This window comes from Bacteroides sp. FSHCM14E1, from assembly GCF_019633785.1.
GTDB lineage: Bacteria > Bacteroidota > Bacteroidia > Bacteroidales > Bacteroidaceae > Bacteroides > Bacteroides hominis.
Map to the genome: position 1 here is coordinate 1 of NZ_JADKYL010000010.1, position 21,199 is coordinate 21,199.

A 21,199-nucleotide genomic window follows, 5' to 3' on the forward strand; every position below is an offset into this window, starting at 1 on the left:
GGGAAGGAGGAAGAAAGGAAGGAGGATTCCGCTTCTCTTCCGATACCGGGATACGCCTTCAATACGATGACACACAATTATCCGGGACTGATGGACACGCTGAAGAGATTGAGCATTACCGACACCGAGGAAGTAAACTCCATACTCAGGCTGTCGGACTATGGAAGGAAGGGAACGACGGTGTGGCGGCTGATTGCCAACACTTGCTGGAGTGACATAGGGGCTAAAGGAAGATATCTGATAGCGGCGCTAAATAAGGCAAAAAGGAAATAAACGGATAGTGCAAATCCCCCGTGTATAGTTGACAAAAAAGCAAGTATATCGGTTTTAGTCTACAGAGATCTTCAGTGAGCCTAAGAAGTAAAGATCAAACTAAATAAGCTGAAATACAAACTATTAAAAGTTCAAAACATCTGTCAGTAAAAGCTTTGTTTTAACACAAAGTTAAAGTTTATTCTTTGGATGCAAATAACAAGTGTTTTAAATGCAAAAGACTTGTTATTTGCACACAAGAATAAAAATGGCCGAGAAAGGGTGTTAACAATGTTAATAATAAGGATAACAAACTGTATTTACGTACTACTATATAAGAATACTTTCTTGTATCAGAGAGACCACTCTATTTTAACGAAATCTTCCAATCTATATAGTAAAGCGCATAAAGGTTTATTCCATGGTTCAACACAAGTAGAGAATCTAGCCTGAAATCATTAAAAGCTAAAACGGATACTGGAATTCCAAACCCATTCCCAACGCTTATAAACAACGTTGTACTGATACTCTACCCCTGTTTTTAACTGTAATTTCTTATTAAGGCTATAAGAAAAACCTGTGCCCACATAATATGGAGTAGCTGTAGTTGGCAATATTACTGTTCGGTTCTTATCAATAGTATAGCCACCATAAACACGATACGCCAAATGGTCTGTAAACTTGAACTGTATATCAGTTTTCCTCTTTATCAATACTCGGGGATCCCCTGTGTCTAACTGGGATTTTATAAATAACTGTTTATTGCCCAACATGTAGACCTTCATGAAGAGTGAATCTTGCCAGATATTCAACTCATTAACTTTAAAAGTGGATATATGGTATTTACTAAAGACGTTAGGTCTGTAGAATAGGAAATCTTTGATTGGTAAAATGGCAGAACGAGATTGAAATTTAAATAAGCGTCGTGGAGAAGAAAAAACTCTGTCAAGTTCTCTTAATACCTTCTGGTTAATTCGGATTTCAGCTTGTCCTGCCAATACTTTCTTTAACTTCAAAGAGTCATTTTGTGTCCACACATTTTGTTCTTGTCCTTGCATGACCAAAGGCAAACATAAAGAAAATATGATAAATAAAATGAATCTCATCAACACTTTGCCATTAATTAAGAATAATCAATAATGTATTGCATTTCCTTACTTTCATACAATGGATAAACAAGTAACCATATATTATAATTAAGAACGTGAAACTTCGATTTGCCCCTACGCACCCCCATAATATTTAATATCATTAAGCATTACTTCACAAGTGTATGGAATACAGAATTAAAAGCAACCATTTTTAGTCTTGACTATCATTTTCACATATAATAATGCAGAATCACTGCATAGCCTATAAGTGCATATTTCCAAATTACATCCTAAATCATCTATAAATTAACATTATAGCTTTTATAAGCTATTGTTCTTGACAGCGACAGATAAAATTATTATTTTTGCACTTGAAACAAAAAGCAAAAAATATGTATGCAACCATTTCTGCAGATATAGTGTCTTCCACTTCATTATCAGCATCTAAAGCCATTGAACTGAAGCAAAGAAACTATGCCACTTGCTTCAAAATAAATTCCAAAAAATACAAACAATTGGTTATTACTAAGGATACCGCTAAAACCGAATATGTTCTTGCAGGGACCTTCTTAAATTTTGGAATAGCACTGCTTTACGAATTATTGGCTGCAAAATGAGATGGAAAATCTTCAGGAGAAATACGATGCTCTAATTAAAGAGGTATAATACCCTATTGGATGAAAACGAAGAGTTGAAATCAATTCTTCTACAACACGGCATTGTATATCCTGCCAAGAATATTACGAACGAGTCGACATTCTCTTCCATCACGTTCCCTCCCATCAAGCTCTCTCTCGATGAAAAAGTTGCCTTGTTTCGCAGTTTCTTCAAAGGTCGTGAAGATGTCTTTGCACGAAGATGGTTTAGCAAGGCCGCTGAAAAAGGTGGCTATCAACCGGTCTGTATCAACGAATGGTACAGAGGTGTCTGTGACAAAAAACGAAACAAGTGCACAGAATGCCGGAACCGAAACTTTGCTCCTTTGGCAAACCAAGACATCTATCGCCATTTGGAGGGAAAAGATGAAAATGGATGTGACGTAATTGGGCTATATGCTATCACCCTCGACAATAAATGCTCTTTTCTATGTGCCGATTTTGACGACAAGAATTGCACTCACGGATACAAAGAGGATGTATTGGCTTTCATTGCAGTTTGCAGGAGCCGGGAAATTCCATACAGCATAGAACGCTCACGCTCCGGTAACGGGGCGCACGTATGGACTTTCTTTAAAGAACCTATACCTTCCTACAAAGCAAGGAAATTAGGTAACACCATCCTGACAGAAGCCATGAAACTAAACGGGCGTATTACATTTGATTCATACGACCGCTTCTTCCCCAATCAAGACAGGCTACCAGAAGGTGGTTTCGGAAATCTGATAGCCTTGCCATTGCAAGGCAGAGCAAGAAAAGCAGGCAACAGTGTTTTTGTAGATGAAGAATTTCTACCTTTCAAAGACCAATGGGCTTATTTATACGGTATAAAGAAGATAGATGAAAGTGTTGTGGATGGATTACTGGCTCAATACCGGCAGGAAGATTTTGGAGCATTGGCAACATCTTCAGAGACAAAACCGTGGGAGTCCCCTATTATTCAGAATATTACACGGAATGATTTCGATGGGAGGCTGAAAATCAACAAGTCGGATAAGATATACATTCCGCTGCACTCCATTTCCGATACGGTAGTCAATCATCTTAAACGTATCGCAGCATTCAAGAATCCTGAGTTCTACAGTAAACAGGCTATGCGAATCTCCACTTACAATGTTCCTCGCATTATTTGTCGTGCCGATTTCACAGATGAATATATTGTAATGCCTCGTGGTTGCGAAGACGCAATAACAGCAATGCTATCATCTCTTGGCGTCACTTATGAAATAGTAGATAGAACTAATCAAGGCAAACATATTGCCGTAGCATTTAAAGGCAAGGAACGTGAAGAGCAATTAAATGCCATCAATACCCTCATGGCTCACACCAATGGGGTACTATCAGCAACAACCGCTTTTGGAAAAACCGTAACGGCAGCAGCATTGATTGCCCGAAAAAAGGTAAACACGCTCATACTGATTCACTCAAAAGCATTGCTTTTGCAATGGCACGAACGCCTTTCCGAATTTCTTGACATTGATTTCACAGAACCAGATATTCCCAAGAAGCGTGGTAGAAAGAATGCTTTCTCGCCCATCGGCTGTTTAGATTCAACCTCAAACACACTACATGGAGTTATCGATATTGCACTTATGCAATCATGCTTTGAAAATGGTGAAGTCAAGCCTTTCGTTCAAGAATACGGAATGGTCATTGTGGATGAATGTCATCACGTGTCTTCCGTAACATTCGAAAATGTACTTAAAAACATCACATCGCATTTTGTTTACGGGCTTACGGCTACGCCAATCCGTAAGGATGGTTTGCAACCCATCATCTTTATGCAATGCGGACCGATTCGATACTCGTCTGATGCTAAAGCGCAAATAGAAAAACAATCGTTTCGGCGTTATCTTGTGCCCAGATTCACATCTTATCGTCCAATAACTGATGACAAACAGTCGTTTACGGCATTATCGCAATCGCTTTCTGAGTCTGAAATCCGAAACACACTTATTGTAGAAGACGTGCTGCATAATGTAGCGGAAAGTCGCACTCCTATTATATTGACAAACAGAACATCTCATGTGAAATTGCTTGCCGAGATGCTGGAACCACATATCGCCAATGTAATCCAACTGACAGGAGAAGGGTCAACCAGGAACAAGCGAGAAGCCTTTCAAAGACTGTATGACATACCGCAAGATGCCCCTCTTGTGATAGTAGCTACAGGAAAATACATTGGCGAAGGATTTGATTATCCACGATTGGATACGCTATTTCTTGCTCTTCCTATATCATGGAAAGGGCTGGTTGCCCAATATGCAGGTCGTTTACACCGGGAGAGAGAAGGTAAAACAGATGTGCGTGTCTATGATTATGTTGATATACACGAACCTGTTTGTGAAAATATGTACCGAAAACGGCTCAAGGGATATGCTGCTATTGGTTATAGTGTATTGTCCAAAGACAACCCTACCTTGTTTAACAATATCGATAGTTTACAATCATCTTCGTATGAAGGACAGATTTTCAATGGAAGCACATTCCGTCAGTCATTTACAAAAGCATTGAAAAGTTCAAAACAATCCATTGTAGTATCTTCTCCAAAACTCTATCACACAGAACGAAATGCATTTGTCAAAATCCTAAAAGAACTTCAAACAAACGGCATTGAAGTAGCGATTATTACATCCGCTTCAAACGAACAAACAGAGTATCTAAAAAATCAAGGATTATTCGTAAGGGTTGTACCCAATTTGTCATTATGTTCATGTGTCATAGATAAATCTATAATTTGGTATGGTAGCATTAATCTCCTTGGTTATCCGACAGAAGAAGATAGTATCATAAAATGTCCAGGTTTCAAACTTGCAACCGAACTTTTGGATATCATTTTCTGTAGCGACAAACAACACGACATCACGACACAATGATTAAAATGTAATGACAATGGGACGAACAAGTAAAGGCAAAAAAGAAAATAAAGGAAAAATAGATTACCTGTTCCAGTTTCTCAAACTCAGTATCTAAAGAACTATCATTGTGTAGTTTATATCCAACAAGATCATAATCTTAACTAAGGCATCATCAGATAAAACAATCGACATAGAAAACACAAACTTTCTTAAAGTTACAATTGGTCTGATTTCAGTAACTGTAATGGTTTTCTTCCATTTATTCCACCGATAACTCCACTCGTTCTTCTTCCTTTGAACAACGGGAACATTTTTTACTCCTGAATGCCTTGTTTATTATTATCCAATTAAGAAACGGTACAAAAAAAGCCCCATACCGGGAAGCTGTCTTTTATATTAATTTATTTTATTTCTTTGGGAAAATGTTTCTTTATATGGAACCATTTGCTTATTTTTGCATCAAAATAAAAGTAATGGAAGTAAAAGCTAAATTCAAGGTTGTATATTCAAAGGAGGCAGACGATTTTCTGAATCACTTACCCTCAAAGATCAAAGACAAGATCATCTACAACATTGCCAAAGCGAAGTTTGTGATTGACCCCGAACTCTTTAAAAAATTAGATGATACGGACATTTGGAAGTTCAGGATATTCTATAAGAAAGTAAAATACAGGCTGCTGGCCTTTTGGGACAAAGATAGCGGCGCAGACACGTTGGTGATTGCCACGCATGGATTTATCAAGAAGACTCAAAAGACACCGCCCAAAGAAACAGCCAAAGCCGAAGAGATCAGAAAAGCATATTTTAACTCAAAAAAATAAAGCGTATGGAAACAATGAAGTTTTATACAGAAGAAGAAATATTAGATAGGCACATAGGAGAAAAAGACACTCCCAAGAGAGATAAGTTTGAAGCGGACCTGCATTCGTTTCTGATTGGCGAAGCGATCAAACAAGCCCGGCAATCAAAGAATCTGACCCAAGAAGAATTAGGTAACTTGATCGGGGTGCAAAGAGCGCAGATCTCCCGGATCGAGAACGGGAAGAACCTGACTTTTTCTACTATTTCCAGAGTTTTCAAGGCTATGGGAATAAGCGCTAAACTTGAAATTGGCAATTTAGGAAAAGTCGCTTTGTGGTAACCCGGATATAAAAAAGAATAGTCTATATAAACCGTATAGGCTATTTTTGTATAATCAGTTCCTTCTTGCTTGCTTCTAACACCTCTTCTCTTTCCGGTCTCTCGCCATCAAATGATACCATTTCTCTAAATCCGAAACTCCTGCAGTTCCTAATGAAACGCACCACGGAAACAGGTGTGTAATTTATCTGGAAACAGGTAAATTTACCGCTGAATATTACCGGGAAACAGGCTTTTTATTAAAATCGAGGTAATGTTGCCTCAATTTACCCTCCACTTGCGGGCCACTCCTCAGGCAATCACTATTGCCATAAATTACAGGCACTAAATCCCACATACTTGATATGTTGTATGAAATTGTATACCAAGTGCCAACTTACGAATTCATCAACTAAAAATCCCTCAATAAGCCCCTATTCCGGGCTGCGAGGTGATAAATTACAATAAACTGGCAATAAATTCTTATCTTTATCACAGCATAAAGAGAGATTTTGAACTATCTTTGTGGTAGAATAGATTAGCAAACAAGCAGATCTATATAGTAAATCATATATTAACTACTTAAAAATCAAAAGAGAATATGTCAATGCATACTTGGTTTGAGTGTAAGATCCGTTACGAGAAATTGATGGAAAACGGAATGAACAAGAAAGTTACTGAACCTTATCTCGTGGATGCACTCAGCTTTACAGAAGCAGAAGCACGCATTATTGAGGAGATGACTCCGTTCATTACAGGAGAATTTACCGTATCGGATATCAAACGAGCCAACTATAGTGAACTTTTCCCCAGCGAAGAAGAGGCTGCTGACCGCTGGTTTAAGTGTAAACTGATTTTTATCACACTGGACGAAAAAAGCGGTGCCGAAAAGAAAACATCGACTCAAGTTTTGGTACAGGCCGCCGATCTGCGCGATGCTGTAAAGAAGCTGGATGAAGGCATGAAAGGTACAATGGCTGATTATCAGATCGGTTCTGTTGCTGAAACAGCAATTATGGATGTATATCCGTATAGTTCTGAGCCTAATGATAAACCGGAAGTATAATATTCGATCAGAAATGAATACGATTCACCACAGAGTACACGGAGGACACAGAGTTTTAATCTCTTGTTTATTAAGATGTTTAAGAGAAAGATATTCTCTGTGTTCTCTGTGTTCTCTGTGTCCTCTGTGGTGAATAAAACTCAAAACCAATACAAAATGAATGTTACTGATAACTTAAAGCAGGTCCTGGCCGAATTGCCATCCGGCGTTCGACTGGTTGCGGTTTCGAAATTCCACCCGAACGAAGCTATTGAAGAAGCTTATCGTGCAGGACAAAGAATTTTCGGAGAAAGCAAAGTGCAGGAGATGACAGGCAAGTATGAAAGCCTGCCCAAGGACATTGAGTGGCATTTTATCGGGCACTTGCAGACAAACAAAATCAAATATATGGCTCCGTATGTGTCCATGATTCATGGAATCGACTCGTACAAGTTGTTAGCGGAAGTAAATAAACAAGCTATCAAAGCAGGAAGAGTCATTCGCTGTTTGCTGCAAATACATATTGCCCAGGAAGAAACCAAATTTGGTTTCAGTTTTGACGAATGCAAGGAGATGTTGAATGCCGACGAATGGAAAGCACTGGCAAACATACAGATATGCGGACTGATGGGAATGGCTACCAACACAGATTCGAAAGAACAAATCGAACGGGAATTCCGTTCTTTAAATTGTTTTTTCCACGAAGTGAAAAAACAATATTTTGCTGACGAACCGACTTTTTGCGAACTCTCAATGGGTATGTCCCACGATTATCGCCTCGCCATTGCAGAAGGCAGCACGCTGGTAAGAGTAGGAAGTAAAATTTTCGGGGAAAGAGTTTATTAATAATTGAAACAATGAAGCAGAAAATTCATTGAAAAACCATTAACAATAATTACCATGGCCGACTTAAAAACAACCTTTGCGGGATTGACTTTAAAAAATCCTGTTATCATCAGTAGTTCGGGACTCACTAACAGCGCTGCTAAAAACGCTAAGCTGGAAGCAGCCGGTGCAGGAGCTCTTGTCCTGAAATCACTGTTCGAAGAGCAAATTATGCTGGAAGCTGACCGCTTGAGAAACCCGTCTTATTATCCGGAAGGAAGTGACTATCTGGCTGAATATATCCGCAATCACAAACTGGCTGAATATCTGGAACTGATTAAAGAAAGCAAAAAGGCCTGCACCATTCCCGTCATTGCAAGTATAAACTGCTATACTGACTCAGAATGGATAGACTTTGCCAAGCAAATAGAAGAAGCCGGTGCAGATGCGCTGGAAATCAACATTCTTGCTTTGCAATCGGACATCCAATATAAATATGGTTCATTTGAACAGCGTCACATCGATATCTTAAGCCATATAAAGAAAACGATTCGTATTCCGGTTATTATGAAGTTGGGCAGTAACTTTACGAATCCGGTAGCCCTGATCGATCAACTATACGCCAACGGTGCAGCGGCAGTTGTTCTCTTCAACCGTTTCTACCAACCGGATATTGATGTAGAGAAGATGGAGCATACTTCAGGAGACGTGTTCAGCAACGCGTCCGACCTTTCGGCAACCCTGCGTTGGATAGGTATTTCTTCATCATTGGTTACTAAAATAGATTATGCCGCTTCGGGAGGTATTCATAAACCGGACGCAATCGTAAAAGCCATTTTAGCCGGAGCATCTGCCATAGAGGTATGCAGTGCCATTTATCAGAACACCAACTTGTTTATAGGAGAAATGAACCGTTTTCTGGGTGCATGGATGGAAAGAAAAGGCTTCAAACACATCTCGCAATTCAAAGGTAAATTGAACGCCAAAGATGTAGAAGGTATCAATATGTTTGAACGTACCCAATTCCTGAAATATTTTTCTGAGAAATAAAGATAATAACGATGAACGGTGAACAAGCTTCACAGCTTGCTCACCGCTCTTTTTAATCCATAGTTCTTTTTAAATTCAAATTTCATTGAGACACTTCAGGTCTGTAATTGGCCTACAAAAATTTCTGGTAAGCTTTTGCTAATTTTTCATCATAACGATTCTCCTTATAAGCAGGACCATTGTAACGTCTGGCAAACTCTGCCCAGTCTTTGGCTTGCAAAGCGGGAAGCATTCCGGATTGTTTGATAAATCGGGCAGACAATATTAACTGGCTGCATTCACTCGCACACATAGCTTTTACAAAACTGTCGACACTCTTCTCTCCGCAGGCCGCATAGTTAAAACCCATAATCTGGAACATCCCCCAACTGGCAGAAGCATCCGCTGCTTCATGATTGATTTTGCGGGCTTGTTCCAAACGATCGTATTCACCCATACCGCCTTTATAATGTCCTTTCTCCCATTTGGGATAGAGAATGTTTTCATTCCCTTTCACATGCGATTCAGGATTGATATTCCGCTTTTTCAACTGATTCCAGAAAATATGACCTTCGAAAAGGATAGCGGGCTTACCGGGAGAAAAGAATCCTCCTTTTCCGCCTGTCTCCACTTGCTGTACGGCTTTTAAAGCAGCCACTTCCACATCGAGCAATCGGGCAACAAGAACAAAATCTTCTTCTGTCAAACGTTCAGTAGTGGGACGTCCTGTAAAAAACAGGGATTCCCAGGTACGGTACCCCACGATCCCATCAGCATCCAGTTGGCTTTTCCGTTGAAAATCAACAACCGATTCTTTCATTTCCTGTGTGAAAATCCGGCTTTCATTCACTGAATAGCCATTGCGTTTCAGCCCCTGACACAACAAGAGAGCTTCTTCGCCTTCATAATCCAATTTAATCGTTTTCATATTCCAATTAGTTTTTATTTATCATCTCATCTGTCCTGCCTTTTCCAGCTCGTAAAGCGACTTATAGGCACGATATATAAACTGGAAGAATTCATAACCGGTAAAATAACCGTCTGTACCAATACCGCTATTTCCTGATGAAGTACCACTAAAGAATTTTCCGTCCGGCAGAATGTCCGTCTGGACAAGTTTGGGATAATAAACTTCTTTCCATAATTTCATGTCTTCACCTGAGAATGAAGCACATCCCTTTTCTGCCGGAAATCTGTTCACGTACTTTTCCAGCATTGCCGCACACTCCATCAGGAGTTTTTTTTGTTCATTGGCGTTTGCGCCCATTTTATTTAATATAGGATTCATACTCTTTTATTTTTTAATGTTTAATTCAAATCTTATTTCACTAATCCTGGGTTTAAGACCCATATAGTCAATCTTTAAGACCGCAACTGTATTTTCCTTGTTACGACAAGTCACCTTGTTAGTAAAATACAAATTCCCACTTTCGTCCGGAAAAACAGCAGTGCAATGCAAGTGCTCTCCTGTCTGGCGATAAGTCAGCAAACGCTGATCGCACATACGCAAGAAAAACAAAAAGGCATTTACAAAACTATCGACATGGATAATCCGTATTTCGGGATGATAACTACTGAGAGGCTTACCGACCAGTTTGTTATCTTTCAACAGAAAATAGCGTGCCTGTTCCGCACATTTGTCTGCCGACATCGCAACGGAAGGTTCATTTATCGTTATTTCAGCTGCATTATCCACTTCCGGCTGAGGAACAGCTTCCGAAACTACAACAGTTTCCGTATTTTCCTTTCGGAACGGATGGCGGATCTTCTCCCCCACCCGTTTGAAAAAAGTTAATTTCATAATCCGTGCACTTAGCCGTTGAATTTGCTCTTTCTCTCCAGATTCTCTTGTGCATTCTGCACTTTCCGTAATGCGTCAAAAGCCGGTTTTGATTTCATACGGTCTATGTTCAGACGCAAGTGACAGGATGGACATTGCAAGGCATTGGATGTCAACAACTCAAAAATCGATGTTTCAATAAACGTTCCGCATTGCGGACACTTCATCCCGGCTTTCTGTTCACGGGCATGTTCTGCTACATTATTCATTTCTTTCCTCCTTCCGTTATTTCTTCAGTTTCAGTCTCTTCTACTTGCATATTGCTTGCCGTCAGATGTAGTAAGTTGGACAATCCGGCAGGCACATCTGCCTGACGCATCTTCACCTTTACTTTCATATTCGCCGACAAGCTCTGCTGCACATTTGAGGTGCTGCTGCCCTCTCCCTGTTTGGGAGCCAGCGAAGCCCGGAGTTTAAATCCTCCCCCACTTTGCGGTTCACTCACGCTTTTGCCTTCTTCCAGCGAGAATTTCTCTTCTGCTGTCTCCGATAAAGCATCCAGGATTTTAATATCAAAATCGAAATCCGCCTCCTGCACTTGTAACAGTGGCAAAGGTACCAGCGTAAGTATCGGGATACTCACACTTTGTTTTCTTCCTCCACCGGCATCCTGACTCTGATAGTTGAACGTAAGCATACGTATCTTACCGGTCCGTCCTGTTGCAGGATCATAAGATTCAAATGCTATTTTCATCAAATAATCCAGATACCTTTGCGAAGATAATGAATCTGCTTCAATTGTTGCGATCAAAGGACCGGCAATTAATTGCTGAAGTTCCATTACCTGACTACTAACGCTCCTAACTTTCTTTTTATCCATATTGTACCAATTGATTAGGATTGATTATCGCATCACAAAATCTTCCAGTAACGAATCATCGTCCGTTTGACTGACTGAATAATTGCGAGGACTGAACTTGATCTTAAAACTGTGTATCGCTTCTTCAGGCATATTCATCAGTTCATCAGCCGTGATGGCCACATCCAGTTGTGGAAATGAATGAAGACTTTTGAAGTTAGCGTCTACCGAGAGCTTTTTCACAATAGCTTCCATCGCTTTTATAATGTTCTTTTCAGCGGTATCACGAAGTTTTTCTCCATCTTCTCCGGCAAAAAGATCATCGAGGTCCGTATCATAAAGAAACTTTTTACGCACGACATCCGTCAGCCTGCTGATCACAACATCGTTGTTCACAGAACCATTGCTGCTGTCTACGGCATCATAGAGGTTATTTCGGAAAGAGTTTCTCATATTACGGCTCAGAAAAGTGCAGAATTCCTGATGAAGTTTGTTTTCTTTTTTAAGCCGTTCAAAGAAGTGTTTCTCTCCTTCATTTCTCTCTATATCCGAGGTCATCACTGTAGTGGCGGCACTGCTGATAGCTACCCTCGCAACCTGTTCGCACAGTTCCTTGAGGAATTGACGGAACTTATCATATTTGATATTAAACTGTTGCTGACTTTCCGATGCACTTTTCACACCATATTTTAAATCCAGTTCCATATCGCTGACCATGACATTAGGCAGTTGAAAATCTTTCGCCTTTCCGTCTTTCCCGTAAGAGTCGCCAAGCGACAATGAATAAAGGTTGGCCTCGTGCTGTGCCGAAACAATATCACGCAATATAGAGCCGATTACTGAACTTAACTGAGCCATATTATGAGTTCTTAAGTTTTAATTAATGTTATGCCGGTGTCCCAGTCTGAGGAGCTGCCGTATCTTTCTTCACTTCGATAATAACTTCCTTCTTGCTTCCCTCTGCTTTGACAGTGTATTTACCTTCCGGCAAATCGATAATTTTACTGTCACCACTTACCTTAAAGTCAGCAGCGTTGGCACCGGTTCCGGAAATAGTCAGTTTTTCAGGAGCCAGCAGACCATTAGGATCCTTATAGGTAGCAATCAGCTGTACTTTCTCTTTGCCATCTTCAATCAGCAGCAAGTTGCTGTTCACTTCCAATGTACCGGTTGGATCGGAAACATCCAATGAATTACCCAGCAATTCCAGGATTTTAGAAAGACCTGCCGGCATACTGTCTTGTCCGGCTTTTACAGCCACGTCCATAGTATACTCTACACTGTACTTAGAATCGGAAGTCGCTTTAGAGTCCTTTTTCGATGAATAGCTTGCATTCATATTGGCATTCATCTTGAAGCATCCCAATCCCAAACTGGCCGAAGCCTTCAGGGCCGCATCTTTGGATACTGACTCGTTTGTTTCTGCTGCCGATGAAGAAGAAGCACTGATATTAGCCTTAAAATTGATGTCCACTTCACGGATTGCAATATAAGGAATAGGAACGATAGTCAGCAACGGAATATTCAACTGAACCAGGCGTCCGCCCTGAATGAATGAGAACGAAACGTTAACCGCTGTTTTCTCACCGGTTTCCGGATTCACATTAATACCCACGTTCTGAATAAACTCCCAAGTGGTTTTAGCGGCTAAAGCCTGCGCTTCCACACATGCCTTCAACGGGCCACCAATAATAGAACCAAACGGAATCGACTGCAACGCACTGGTTGCAACTTGCGACGGTGTTTTGTCAACTGCCATAATAATTGTTTTTTAAATTTGTTACTTAATTGTTTTTTCTCTTTTGTAAGCTTACGATGCAAAGGTAGTGCACGTTCTTTGCGTAGTAAATTTTTAATTTTAGACGGAGCCGGATTTCTTCCCACTCCCTTTCGTCACTTTCCCAATGCCCGTTTTGAATAAATCTTATGGAAACAGGCTTGAAAGTCCTTTTTGTGAGATTCACTCACCGGCAACATCTTTTTCCCGATGTGTACGTAGTTACCGGCAAACCCGGTCACTTTAAAAAGATTGATAGCATACGACCGGTGGATCCTTTTAAATTTGCTACAAGGCAGATCATTGTTGAAAACACGATCCAAAGGATAGCTCACTGTTATCTCGGCACCATCCTCCATATAAATGACACAATAACTTCCGGATGCTTCCACCCATAAGATTTCATCCAGAAGCACCCTTCTGTACTCATCACTGAAGTACACAAAAATAGCATTATCAACCAATGAGTTTTCCGACTCACCACAATAACAATACGGTTTGATCAAGTTCTCTTTCATAATTATTTTATTGTTAGTTAACTGAAGTACGTCCATGCGATTATTTAGCATAATCTCCTCCGGGAGAAAAGTACAAAGTATGTTTCAGGCTGTCATAATAAAACAGAATACAACCCTCTGCCCGGATATACCCTTTTGTGGGTGAACTAAGATGAAGCGGATAGCGGACCGGACAGACTCGTCCGTCATTAATACGATGATGAACAATAGCAAAATATCCTATGCTGTCTGTCCCTAATGTTATGTCCGGACGGTCTGTGGATGATTTCCATCTTCCATACATACCGTCCGGCATTTCTACCGGACTATGTCGGCAGCTTAAAAACACAGGCATGATAAAGACAAAATACAAAAACAGCCTGTATAGACCTCTATTTTTGCTCATAACTTAACTTATTAAATTTCATTTAGTGCAAAAATAGGATTTTATTAACTTATAGAAATTTTACGTTCCGTATAGTGTGCTTTTTTTTCCGAATACCAGATTATTTTTTCCGAAAGTATTCTCTTATAAAAGACATATAAAGTTTAAAACACTCTTTTATCAATAGAAAAACAAATATAAATTCACTTTTAATACTGAAATAAAAAAATACCATTTTATATTAATATCTGTCAATGTGTTTCTCCCACAGGTTTATACAGAATGGCATTGATACGCTGTTCTTCATAAATAATTAATTGATGGGTAACCTCTGCAAGATCAGACTTCATGTGATATAGATAAGTACGCCCGGTTAATCTTTCTTCCATAATCCGTTCCAACTCCTTACCTATATTATCAGAAGGATCGATCTCCATAACACGTGGTATGACGGCTCCGGAAACAGCAGATTCTCCTTCCTGCCCCTGCAAATAATCGTATTGGGACAGCGTATAGTCCATCAACTGTTCATAGTTCAGTTTTTTCCGGGAAGCCATCGTCTCCGCCAAAGGAATATAGTAAAGAATATCTTTGATAAAAGAACTGTATTCAGTCTGTATCCGACGCACCAATTGCATATATTTTTGCTCTTCCGGCGAAAGGCGGGAGGAGGTGAAAGAAAAGGATGCAGCAACCATCTGATATTCGAGGTTTTTATTGATCTCGCTCAAGACCTCTTTGGCATATGCATAATTCTTCATGGATATGGATGAAACGATGGTATTCAACACATATAGATCAATGGATTTCAGATTTTCAGCCAATTCTTGTTTAAAACCGGTAAACCAATCTTGTTGCTGAGTATAGATGATGGTATCCAACTGCAAAAGTTTCAGGTCATGGTGGAGTACACCGGTTTGACGAAGTGTCTTGTTTAAAATCAAGATTGAAATGACTCCGCCAATGATTCCTCCGATGTAACTACCTCCGAAACCAATCCAGGTGGGCACATCGTCCGCACCCGGCATCAGGGTCAACGGATTCAGTCTGATCAATGCCCAGTTGATCGGAAAAGGAAGTACAAGAGTCAGCCCAAGCAAAATAAGAAGATCCTTCTTACCCAAAGTGAAATTGTCTGTCTGCATAGATACTTACTTAAAAAAAACAGTGATCAGTTGTTCCAGTGATTCGCCTTCCAGAAAGTGCCAATGATCTGTCGGTAATCGCAGGACAGAAGCATTCGGATAATATTTGTTCCACAATCTTTCGCAATTGTCATATTCAGTCCGGAATATACGGTAGTTTTCCTCTGTCCATGCCTCTTCGGGAGACAATCCGGCCTGTTGATGGAATAATCCGGATAACAACACAATCACCTCTCCCTGATAAATCAGGTTGGGAGTCGTACTGAAATAAATATCAATGATTTCGTTCCGTTCACGTATCATCTCGTCAGTATCTCCGGGGAATATCAGTAAAGGATAATTCCGGCACAAAGCGGGATTCTGCCAGGCCTGTCCGTCGAGTGCGAAAACCTTCGGTGTTATCCCCATAGAACGGCGTAACAACTCGGCCAGGCCGATTGCCAGTTCGGCACCCATGCAGAAACCGGTAAGCGCGTAAACAGTACGTTCCCGGATCATTGGTTGTACCGCCCGGGCATAATATTCCAGCAATCCCGTAACATCCGCGGCCACTTTCCAGAAGTGATCGTAAACAGCATCTATCACAAGAATATCATATTTTTCGTATAAGCGGTCGGCAAAGTGAAAATACCAATGATTGAAATAAGCAGACCCGCAAACCAGAATGATAACCGGCTTCTTGAGATTTTGCTGCTTATACCAATAAACGGGTTCTTGCCGGGGAACCACCAACAGCCGGCGCAGAGTATCGGTAGCATAAACGGCAGATACACTAATCGGGCATCCTCTTTTATTTGCCTCGGTAACCAGCCTCAGTATATCCAACGAAGTCATTCCGAGGTCATCAATCAAACCGGCCTCAACACTGACCCGGGGTAAATTCAGCATTTCCTTCAAAATATCACATAAAATGATTTCTCCCGGATGCACCGGAGGGACATACTCCAACTCCACCGGAGCAAAAGGCGGGAGTGAACGAGTATCGATCTTATCATTCATTGTACGCTGAAAACGATCTACCACCTGCCATAAATTAGGTATCATGTAATAAGGAAGTTCCGACCGTAAACGTTCTTTTACATCTTCCGGATGAAAACAGCCGGGCACTGATGGTTGCAAGTAAGCACCCAATAATTGCCGTCCATTTTGCTCCACTACCACTACGTGAGCTTTCTCAACCTCCGGATCCTTATTCAGGCATTCCGTTATCTCCCTCAGTTCAATACGGAATCCCCGTATCTTGACTTGTGTGTCCTTTCGTCCGATAAAACGTATAGAGCCGTCAGGCTGTTGCCGAACCAAATCGCCCGTCCTGTACAACCGTTCCCCATGATAGAAGATAAATGATTTTTCATTCAACTCTTTATTCCCGATATATCCGGGTGAAACCTGTGGACCACTCAAATAAAGCTCTCCTGTTGCTCCACCAACCACCTGTTGAAGATCTTCGGACAAGATATGGCAGGTGGTTCCTTCCAGCGGATAACCGATATTGTCGTACGAAGTCTCATCATTTACAATCCGTATGGTGCTGAGTACCGTATTCTCTGTCGGACCATAGACATTCATCAACCGGTATGGCTGTTGTTTCAACCTATTAAACAACTTTTCACTGATAGCCTCAGCACCAAACAGCAAAGTCTTCATGAACGGAAAGTCAAGATTGGCAAACATGCCCAATAATGAAGGAGCGAAAAAGGCCACATTCACTTGCTCACGCCTGATCAGTCCGTCCAGCAAAGAAATGTCCCTGCGTTCCTCCTCCCCCGCCAAAACCAAAGTCCCCCCAATCGGCACACACATCATTAATTCTAATATGGAGGCATCAAAACTGATACTGGCAAAGGCGAGATACCTGTCCGAGGGGTTGGCTAAATGATAAAGTTCCGTATTCATCAGGTTCTTTGTAAATGTCCCCAGATTGGAATAACTGATCTGTACCCCCTTGGGATTTCCTGTCGTCCCGGAAGTATATATGATGTAGGCGCAATCATCGGGGAAGACCTCGGCATATCCGTCAATGGAGGGGCCGGAGAGTGCTGACAAGTCCAGATGAAGCTGGCAGACTTCCGGAATTCCACTGACTTCATCCGGTGAATCGGTCAATAACAAAACCATACCTGCATTTTCGGCCATGTATCGTTTACGGTTATCCGGCAAAGCAGGATCTATGGGCAGATAAGTCGCCCCCAATCGAAAGATGGCCATAATAGCAGGAACCAGAGTTTTATTCCGTCCCATACAAACTCCGATACAGACATTGCGGAAGCCGGATGCATGAGTCACCGGAAAATGTTGACGGACAATTTGCGCTATTTTCCCGGAATAACGTTCCAGTTCCTGATAAGAGACAGTACCGTCTTTCGCAATGACGGCCGTTTGGTCACCCCAAGTAGAGAATGACTGAAAAAAAGTTTCTTGAATATTTGTTTTCATTATTGTTTTTTGATTTAGAAATTATACAATATACTGCCGGAAATCCACCGTCCTTTCTGCCGGATGGGAATATTTGCTCCTCCGCATTCATATCGGTTATTAAAGAGATTCTCAACTCCCAGACTGCCTTCTATCTGTTTGTACCTGCATCTGGTAGTGAAAGAGAAAACAGTATAGCCCGGCAGACGGACAGTATAATTGGTGGCATCTCCGTTGAGTCCGTTTTCCAATACGCTGACCTGTGTATAGCAACGGCTATTACAATTCATTTTTACATGGGCAGACCAGTTCCATATTTTCTTCTTTACCAGGAAATAGCCGGCTACAAGGTTCACGGAAAAATCCGGCACATTGTTAACCGACCCGTCGGTAACAAAGAAATTGGTATAACCCAATACTCTCTGATAGCACAAGTTTGCATCCAGATTTAATCGGTTTGCCCGGTAACGCGCGGTTACCTCGATACCTCCCATATCCAGCAGACCGGCATTTTCGTAAATACGGGTTTCCGGTTGGGTAAACAGAAAATGGGAAGCCCGGTTGTAGAAAAGGTTGCATTCAACATCTATATGAAAGGGGCGATAATGATAGGCACAAGTCAACTGGTACGAACTCAGATATTCAGCCTGCAGATTCTCGCCACCGGAGTAAGTATCCATATCGTTGTTTCTGTAATAATAGGGTGCATCGACAAACGACCTGGAATAACTGGCTTTCAGATTCAGTCCGTCCCGAAGATAAATAAGCGATACACGGGGAGAAAAGGCCTGCATTATCCGGTTATTTCTCCGTTTCTTATAGTCGTATCTGATTCCGGCATTTACAATCCAGTTTTTATGCAGATTATGTTTGAATTGAAGAAATACGTTTGCGTTCATTTCGTGACCAGTGTAAAGCCGCTTGTCGGTCCATGTCCTGACTATTTCTCTGAAATTCATACCTTCCAGGTATTCAGAATCATAAAGTGCATACCGATTCCACTCCACGCCGCCAAGCATATTACCTTTTCCGTATCTTCCCCAATCGTAAGTATAGCTCACACGAGTGTTAAAGCCAACATTGAAGTCCATCCAGCGGATGTATTGAAAAACTCCACGATCCGGAAAAATGAGTTTGGTGCTGTCATTGGGATTGAGGTAAATAGGGTAATCCTGCAATGTATCTCCTGCGGTTTCATAACGTACATTTTTGTTCCAGTCGGTGTAGAACGTCGTACTGAAACTCACATTTTGCCACGTACGACTGTAAACCGCCTGCTCTCTGGCCGACCATCTGGAATATCCCGGACCGGCACCATCAAAAGTGCGGAACTTCTTATAAGAGTAGGGTGAAGCAAAAAGCCACATGCTATAAGGCTGCCTTTTTTTAGCATAGTTCATACTAAAACTGAAAAGTAAGTTTCCCCGTTGCAGTTTAATGCCGCCATCCAGAGCGGGCAGTTCGGAATAACCGTCCAGATAAATAAATCCGTCTCTCGGATAAAGGGCATATTGTTTGCCGGCAGGGACAAAAACCGACTCTCCCGTTGCACGATACAAGGAAAACCATGCCATAAAATCCATGTTCATGTCGTGTTTGCCCAATAACAAGTCAGCAGCCAGCTGCCCCCGGTCTCCGGCACCGACAGATACGGCACCATTACGAATGTCCACCCCGTCCTTAGTGACAATGTTAATCACGGCTGTCAGCGCCACGCTACCGTAAAGCGAAGAAGCCGGTCCGCGAAGCACTTCTATCTGTTTGACTTTAGCCAGGCTAATACCATAATCCGGCGAAACAGCATTCGTGATGTAACTGTTCAGGCGCTGCCCATCCTGCATAACCAGTATGTTTTCCTGTCCGGACGAATAGACTCCCCTCATAGCCAGATTCATCTCTTCATTGGAAGACAAACCGGATATGCCGGGAACATAAGCAATCAATACGTCACGCAGGCATCGGGCATGAATAGCCCGAATCATCTCCTCTGTAATCAGAGTGACAGGTACAGGAGCTTCTTCCGGAGTCTCCACCTGTTGCGAAGCCGTGACCAAGGTTACTTTAGTCTCCCTGTGCTTCCTAACCATGTCCGCAAAACGTTCCGGATCCTGTAACGAGATATAATAATAGGGTTCGTCCTTCAACAACAATGAGACATATTGTTCCGCTTCTGCAAAACGGTCCAAAGCCAGAAGACATAAAGCAGTCAGGCGGCATGCCTCGGTGCGCATCGTCCCCCGAAAAGACGGCAGATTCTCCTCCAATATACGGCAGGCTTGATCAATATCTCCAGTTTTATAAAGCGCTTCTGCCCTTACAAATGAATTTCGGACACTGTCTGCCGATTGTGCTGTCAGTTGCACGGCAAAAAAACAGGAGAAGATATATAACAACAGGTAGCGTTTCATGTGACCGGGATGATAAAACGAAAACAAGTATATTCATGTTGAACCGAATCAAACAGCACCTTTCCGTGATGTTTGTTTTCTATAATATCGCGGACGATCGACATTCCGAGCCCTGTCCCCTGCCCGACCGGTTTAGTCGTAAAAAAAGAGTCGAACAATCTTTGCTTGACTTCCGGACTCATACCTTCTCCATTATCACGGATGGTAAGCACGATTCTTTTATCCAGCTTTTCCAGACTCACCGTTACCTCAGGAGAATATCCTTCGGGAGTATCCTGCCATTTTCTCCATACCGCATAGCAGGCGTTGTTCATCACATTCAGCACTGCCCTGCTGAAATCCTGCGGAATCAGCCGGACCGGAGGAATGTCTTTGGCATAGTCTTCATGAATGGCAATATTAAAATTCTTGTAGTTGGCACGCATCGCATGATAAGCCAGCCACACATATTCTTTTGTCAACTTCTGTATCTGTGAAGGCATAAACTCATCATCCTTACCCCTGGAATAGAGTAGAATGCCACGGATAATACTAATAGCCCGGTCACCATGTTCTCTGATCTTGTCCATGTTCTCACGTAATCCGGAAAGTATATCTTTAATATCTTCCAGCGATTCTTCCGAAATACGGTTCCCGGTTTCATCAACAATGGTATCCAGATCGGACAACAACTGCCCGGACAATTTACTGAAATTAATGACAAAGTTCAGTGGGTTCTGTATTTCGTGGGCTATACCGGCACTCAACAATCCCAATGACCCCAACTTTTCCTGTTCTCTGAGCCGTGCTTCCAGCTCTTCAATTCGTTTTTCTTGTGAAATGTTTCTTTCCATAATCAATCTTTTTAAGTACTATATCATTATTAGCTTGTATAATCCGACGGGATACTACGCTGTTAATCAAAACAGTGCATTTACCGACTTATTACACCGGCAGGTAAATGCTTTTACGCCGGCATGTAAATGCTTTTACGTCGGCAGGTAAATGCCTTTACGCCGGTATGTAAAAGCATTTACATATGCTTGTAAAAAGCAGGATGAACGGATGTTCCGTCCGGA

20 protein-coding genes and 2 pseudogenes are annotated in these 21,199 nt (G+C 41.5%); 8 read left to right on the forward strand and 14 right to left on the reverse strand.

What is annotated here, in order from left to right; translation table 11 throughout:
* Positions 1 to 273 (forward strand): annotated as a pseudogene (locus tag ISX59_RS14925) (hypothetical protein); the annotation flags it as partial.
* 437 nt (positions 274 to 710) lie between these two features.
* Here ISX59_RS14925 and ISX59_RS14930 read toward each other — a convergent pair.
* The gene (locus ISX59_RS14930) at positions 711 to 1,358 is read right to left on the reverse strand and encodes a DUF4858 domain-containing protein (RefSeq protein WP_220576023.1); all 648 of its coding nucleotides are present in this window, start codon (positions 1,356 to 1,358) and stop codon (positions 711 to 713) included.
* Between the two features lie 377 nt (positions 1,359 to 1,735).
* Here ISX59_RS14930 and ISX59_RS21270 point away from each other — a divergent pair, with 377 nt between their 5' ends.
* The 7 genes and pseudogenes from ISX59_RS21270 to ISX59_RS14970 all read left to right on the forward strand — a co-directional run bounded on the left by ISX59_RS21270 (position 1,736) and on the right by ISX59_RS14970 (position 8,896).
* Positions 1,736 to 1,960: a hypothetical protein gene (locus tag ISX59_RS21270; RefSeq protein ID WP_255580221.1), complete on the forward strand. Its 225-nt coding sequence runs from the start codon at positions 1,736 to 1,738 to the stop codon at positions 1,958 to 1,960.
* 1 nt (position 1,961) lies between these two features.
* Positions 1,962 to 4,875, forward strand: a pseudogene (locus ISX59_RS14945) (DEAD/DEAH box helicase family protein).
* Positions 4,876 to 5,291: 416 nt separating this feature from the next.
* Entirely contained in the window at positions 5,292 to 5,678 is a 387-nt protein-coding gene (locus tag ISX59_RS14950; RefSeq protein WP_255580224.1) for a type II toxin-antitoxin system RelE/ParE family toxin, read from the forward strand.
* 5 nt (positions 5,679 to 5,683) lie between these two features.
* Positions 5,684 to 5,998: a helix-turn-helix domain-containing protein gene (locus ISX59_RS14955; protein ID WP_005820814.1), complete on the forward strand. Its 315-nt coding sequence runs from the start codon at positions 5,684 to 5,686 to the stop codon at positions 5,996 to 5,998.
* 579 nt (positions 5,999 to 6,577) lie between these two features.
* Positions 6,578 to 7,042, forward strand: coding sequence for a DUF4494 domain-containing protein (locus ISX59_RS14960; protein WP_005788684.1), 465 nt, complete (start codon positions 6,578 to 6,580; stop codon positions 7,040 to 7,042).
* Between the two features lie 156 nt (positions 7,043 to 7,198).
* Positions 7,199 to 7,867, forward strand: a complete 669-nt coding sequence (locus tag ISX59_RS14965; RefSeq protein ID WP_005806912.1) for a YggS family pyridoxal phosphate-dependent enzyme — start codon at positions 7,199 to 7,201, stop codon at positions 7,865 to 7,867.
* Positions 7,868 to 7,921: 54 nt separating this feature from the next.
* Positions 7,922 to 8,896 (forward strand): dihydroorotate dehydrogenase-like protein, encoded by a 975-nt coding sequence (locus tag ISX59_RS14970; protein WP_220576025.1) that lies wholly within the window; start codon positions 7,922 to 7,924, stop codon positions 8,894 to 8,896.
* Between the two features lie 112 nt (positions 8,897 to 9,008).
* On the opposite strand, the gene ISX59_RS14975 is transcribed toward ISX59_RS14970, so the two are convergent.
* The 13 genes from ISX59_RS14975 to ISX59_RS15035 form a co-directional block, all read right to left on the reverse strand.
* On the reverse strand, positions 9,009 to 9,803 hold the full coding sequence (locus ISX59_RS14975) for an N-acetylmuramidase family protein (protein ID WP_044301813.1): 795 nt from the start codon (positions 9,801 to 9,803) through the stop codon (positions 9,009 to 9,011).
* A 21-nt stretch (positions 9,804 to 9,824) separates the two neighbouring features.
* Positions 9,825 to 10,163 (reverse strand): hypothetical protein, encoded by a 339-nt coding sequence (locus ISX59_RS14980; RefSeq protein ID WP_005779958.1) that lies wholly within the window; start codon positions 10,161 to 10,163, stop codon positions 9,825 to 9,827.
* Positions 10,164 to 10,169: 6 nt separating this feature from the next.
* Positions 10,170 to 10,676: a hypothetical protein gene (locus ISX59_RS14985; RefSeq protein WP_005779960.1), complete on the reverse strand. Its 507-nt coding sequence runs from the start codon at positions 10,674 to 10,676 to the stop codon at positions 10,170 to 10,172.
* 11 nt (positions 10,677 to 10,687) lie between these two features.
* The gene (locus ISX59_RS14990) at positions 10,688 to 10,924 is read right to left on the reverse strand and encodes a hypothetical protein (protein ID WP_005779961.1); all 237 of its coding nucleotides are present in this window, start codon (positions 10,922 to 10,924) and stop codon (positions 10,688 to 10,690) included.
* Positions 10,921 to 11,535: a DUF2589 domain-containing protein gene (locus ISX59_RS14995; protein ID WP_005779963.1), complete on the reverse strand. Its 615-nt coding sequence runs from the start codon at positions 11,533 to 11,535 to the stop codon at positions 10,921 to 10,923. The genes ISX59_RS14990 and ISX59_RS14995 overlap by 4 nt, the downstream gene beginning before the upstream one ends.
* A gap of 24 nt (positions 11,536 to 11,559) precedes the next feature.
* Entirely contained in the window at positions 11,560 to 12,372 is an 813-nt protein-coding gene (locus tag ISX59_RS15000) for a hypothetical protein (protein ID WP_005779965.1), read from the reverse strand.
* Positions 12,373 to 12,400: 28 nt separating this feature from the next.
* Complete coding sequence (locus ISX59_RS15005; protein WP_005779967.1) at positions 12,401 to 13,273, reverse strand: DUF2589 domain-containing protein; 873 nt, start codon at positions 13,271 to 13,273, stop codon at positions 12,401 to 12,403.
* 134 nt (positions 13,274 to 13,407) lie between these two features.
* Entirely contained in the window at positions 13,408 to 13,809 is a 402-nt protein-coding gene (locus ISX59_RS15010) for a LytTR family DNA-binding domain-containing protein (protein WP_032535999.1), read from the reverse strand.
* A gap of 40 nt (positions 13,810 to 13,849) precedes the next feature.
* On the reverse strand, positions 13,850 to 14,194 hold the full coding sequence (locus ISX59_RS15015; RefSeq protein WP_005779973.1) for a DUF3876 domain-containing protein: 345 nt from the start codon (positions 14,192 to 14,194) through the stop codon (positions 13,850 to 13,852).
* A gap of 230 nt (positions 14,195 to 14,424) precedes the next feature.
* The gene (locus ISX59_RS15020) at positions 14,425 to 15,318 is read right to left on the reverse strand and encodes a hypothetical protein (RefSeq protein ID WP_005779975.1); all 894 of its coding nucleotides are present in this window, start codon (positions 15,316 to 15,318) and stop codon (positions 14,425 to 14,427) included.
* Positions 15,319 to 15,324: 6 nt separating this feature from the next.
* Positions 15,325 to 17,754, reverse strand: coding sequence for an amino acid adenylation domain-containing protein (locus ISX59_RS15025; RefSeq protein ID WP_220576026.1), 2,430 nt, complete (start codon positions 17,752 to 17,754; stop codon positions 15,325 to 15,327).
* Between the two features lie 14 nt (positions 17,755 to 17,768).
* Positions 17,769 to 20,141 (reverse strand): TonB-dependent receptor plug domain-containing protein, encoded by a 2,373-nt coding sequence (locus ISX59_RS15030; RefSeq protein WP_005806930.1) that lies wholly within the window; start codon positions 20,139 to 20,141, stop codon positions 17,769 to 17,771.
* Positions 20,138 to 20,974 carry a sensor histidine kinase gene (locus ISX59_RS15035; protein ID WP_220576027.1) on the reverse strand — a complete coding sequence of 279 codons (837 nt, stop codon included), beginning with the start codon at positions 20,972 to 20,974 and terminating at the stop codon, positions 20,138 to 20,140. The genes ISX59_RS15030 and ISX59_RS15035 overlap by 4 nt, the downstream gene beginning before the upstream one ends.
* Positions 20,975 to 21,199: the final 225 nt, after the last annotated feature.

Excerpts from the sequence above, each read along its gene's own strand:
- ISX59_RS14955 (WP_005820814.1), top strand. The coding sequence starts at position 5,684 with ATGGAAACAATGAAGTTTTATACAGAAGAAGAAATATTAGATAGGCAC.
- ISX59_RS15000 (WP_005779965.1), bottom strand. The coding sequence starts at position 12,372 with ATGGCTCAGTTAAGTTCAGTAATCGGCTCTATATTGCGTGATATTGTT.
- ISX59_RS15020 (WP_005779975.1), bottom strand. The coding sequence starts at position 15,318 with ATGCAGACAGACAATTTCACTTTGGGTAAGAAGGATCTTCTTATTTTG.
- ISX59_RS14995 (WP_005779963.1), bottom strand. The coding sequence starts at position 11,535 with ATGGATAAAAAGAAAGTTAGGAGCGTTAGTAGTCAGGTAATGGAACTT.
- ISX59_RS15025 (WP_220576026.1), bottom strand. The coding sequence starts at position 17,754 with ATGAAAACAAATATTCAAGAAACTTTTTTTCAGTCATTCTCTACTTGG.
- ISX59_RS14985 (WP_005779960.1), bottom strand. The coding sequence starts at position 10,676 with ATGAAATTAACTTTTTTCAAACGGGTGGGGGAGAAGATCCGCCATCCG.
- ISX59_RS21270 (WP_255580221.1), top strand. The coding sequence starts at position 1,736 with ATGTATGCAACCATTTCTGCAGATATAGTGTCTTCCACTTCATTATCA.
- ISX59_RS15015 (WP_005779973.1), bottom strand. The coding sequence starts at position 14,194 with ATGAGCAAAAATAGAGGTCTATACAGGCTGTTTTTGTATTTTGTCTTT.
- ISX59_RS14965 (WP_005806912.1), top strand. The coding sequence starts at position 7,199 with ATGAATGTTACTGATAACTTAAAGCAGGTCCTGGCCGAATTGCCATCC.
- ISX59_RS15035 (WP_220576027.1), bottom strand. The coding sequence starts at position 20,974 with ATGGAAAGAAACATTTCACAAGAAAAACGAATTGAAGAGCTGGAAGCA.
- ISX59_RS15005 (WP_005779967.1), bottom strand. The coding sequence starts at position 13,273 with ATGGCAGTTGACAAAACACCGTCGCAAGTTGCAACCAGTGCGTTGCAG.
- ISX59_RS14950 (WP_255580224.1), top strand. The coding sequence starts at position 5,292 with ATGGAACCATTTGCTTATTTTTGCATCAAAATAAAAGTAATGGAAGTA.
- ISX59_RS14960 (WP_005788684.1), top strand. The coding sequence starts at position 6,578 with ATGTCAATGCATACTTGGTTTGAGTGTAAGATCCGTTACGAGAAATTG.
- ISX59_RS15030 (WP_005806930.1), bottom strand. The coding sequence starts at position 20,141 with ATGAAACGCTACCTGTTGTTATATATCTTCTCCTGTTTTTTTGCCGTG.
- ISX59_RS14970 (WP_220576025.1), top strand. The coding sequence starts at position 7,922 with ATGGCCGACTTAAAAACAACCTTTGCGGGATTGACTTTAAAAAATCCT.
- ISX59_RS14980 (WP_005779958.1), bottom strand. The coding sequence starts at position 10,163 with ATGAATCCTATATTAAATAAAATGGGCGCAAACGCCAATGAACAAAAA.
- ISX59_RS14990 (WP_005779961.1), bottom strand. The coding sequence starts at position 10,924 with ATGAATAATGTAGCAGAACATGCCCGTGAACAGAAAGCCGGGATGAAG.
- ISX59_RS14975 (WP_044301813.1), bottom strand. The coding sequence starts at position 9,803 with ATGAAAACGATTAAATTGGATTATGAAGGCGAAGAAGCTCTCTTGTTG.
- ISX59_RS15010 (WP_032535999.1), bottom strand. The coding sequence starts at position 13,809 with ATGAAAGAGAACTTGATCAAACCGTATTGTTATTGTGGTGAGTCGGAA.
- ISX59_RS14930 (WP_220576023.1), bottom strand. The coding sequence starts at position 1,358 with ATGAGATTCATTTTATTTATCATATTTTCTTTATGTTTGCCTTTGGTC.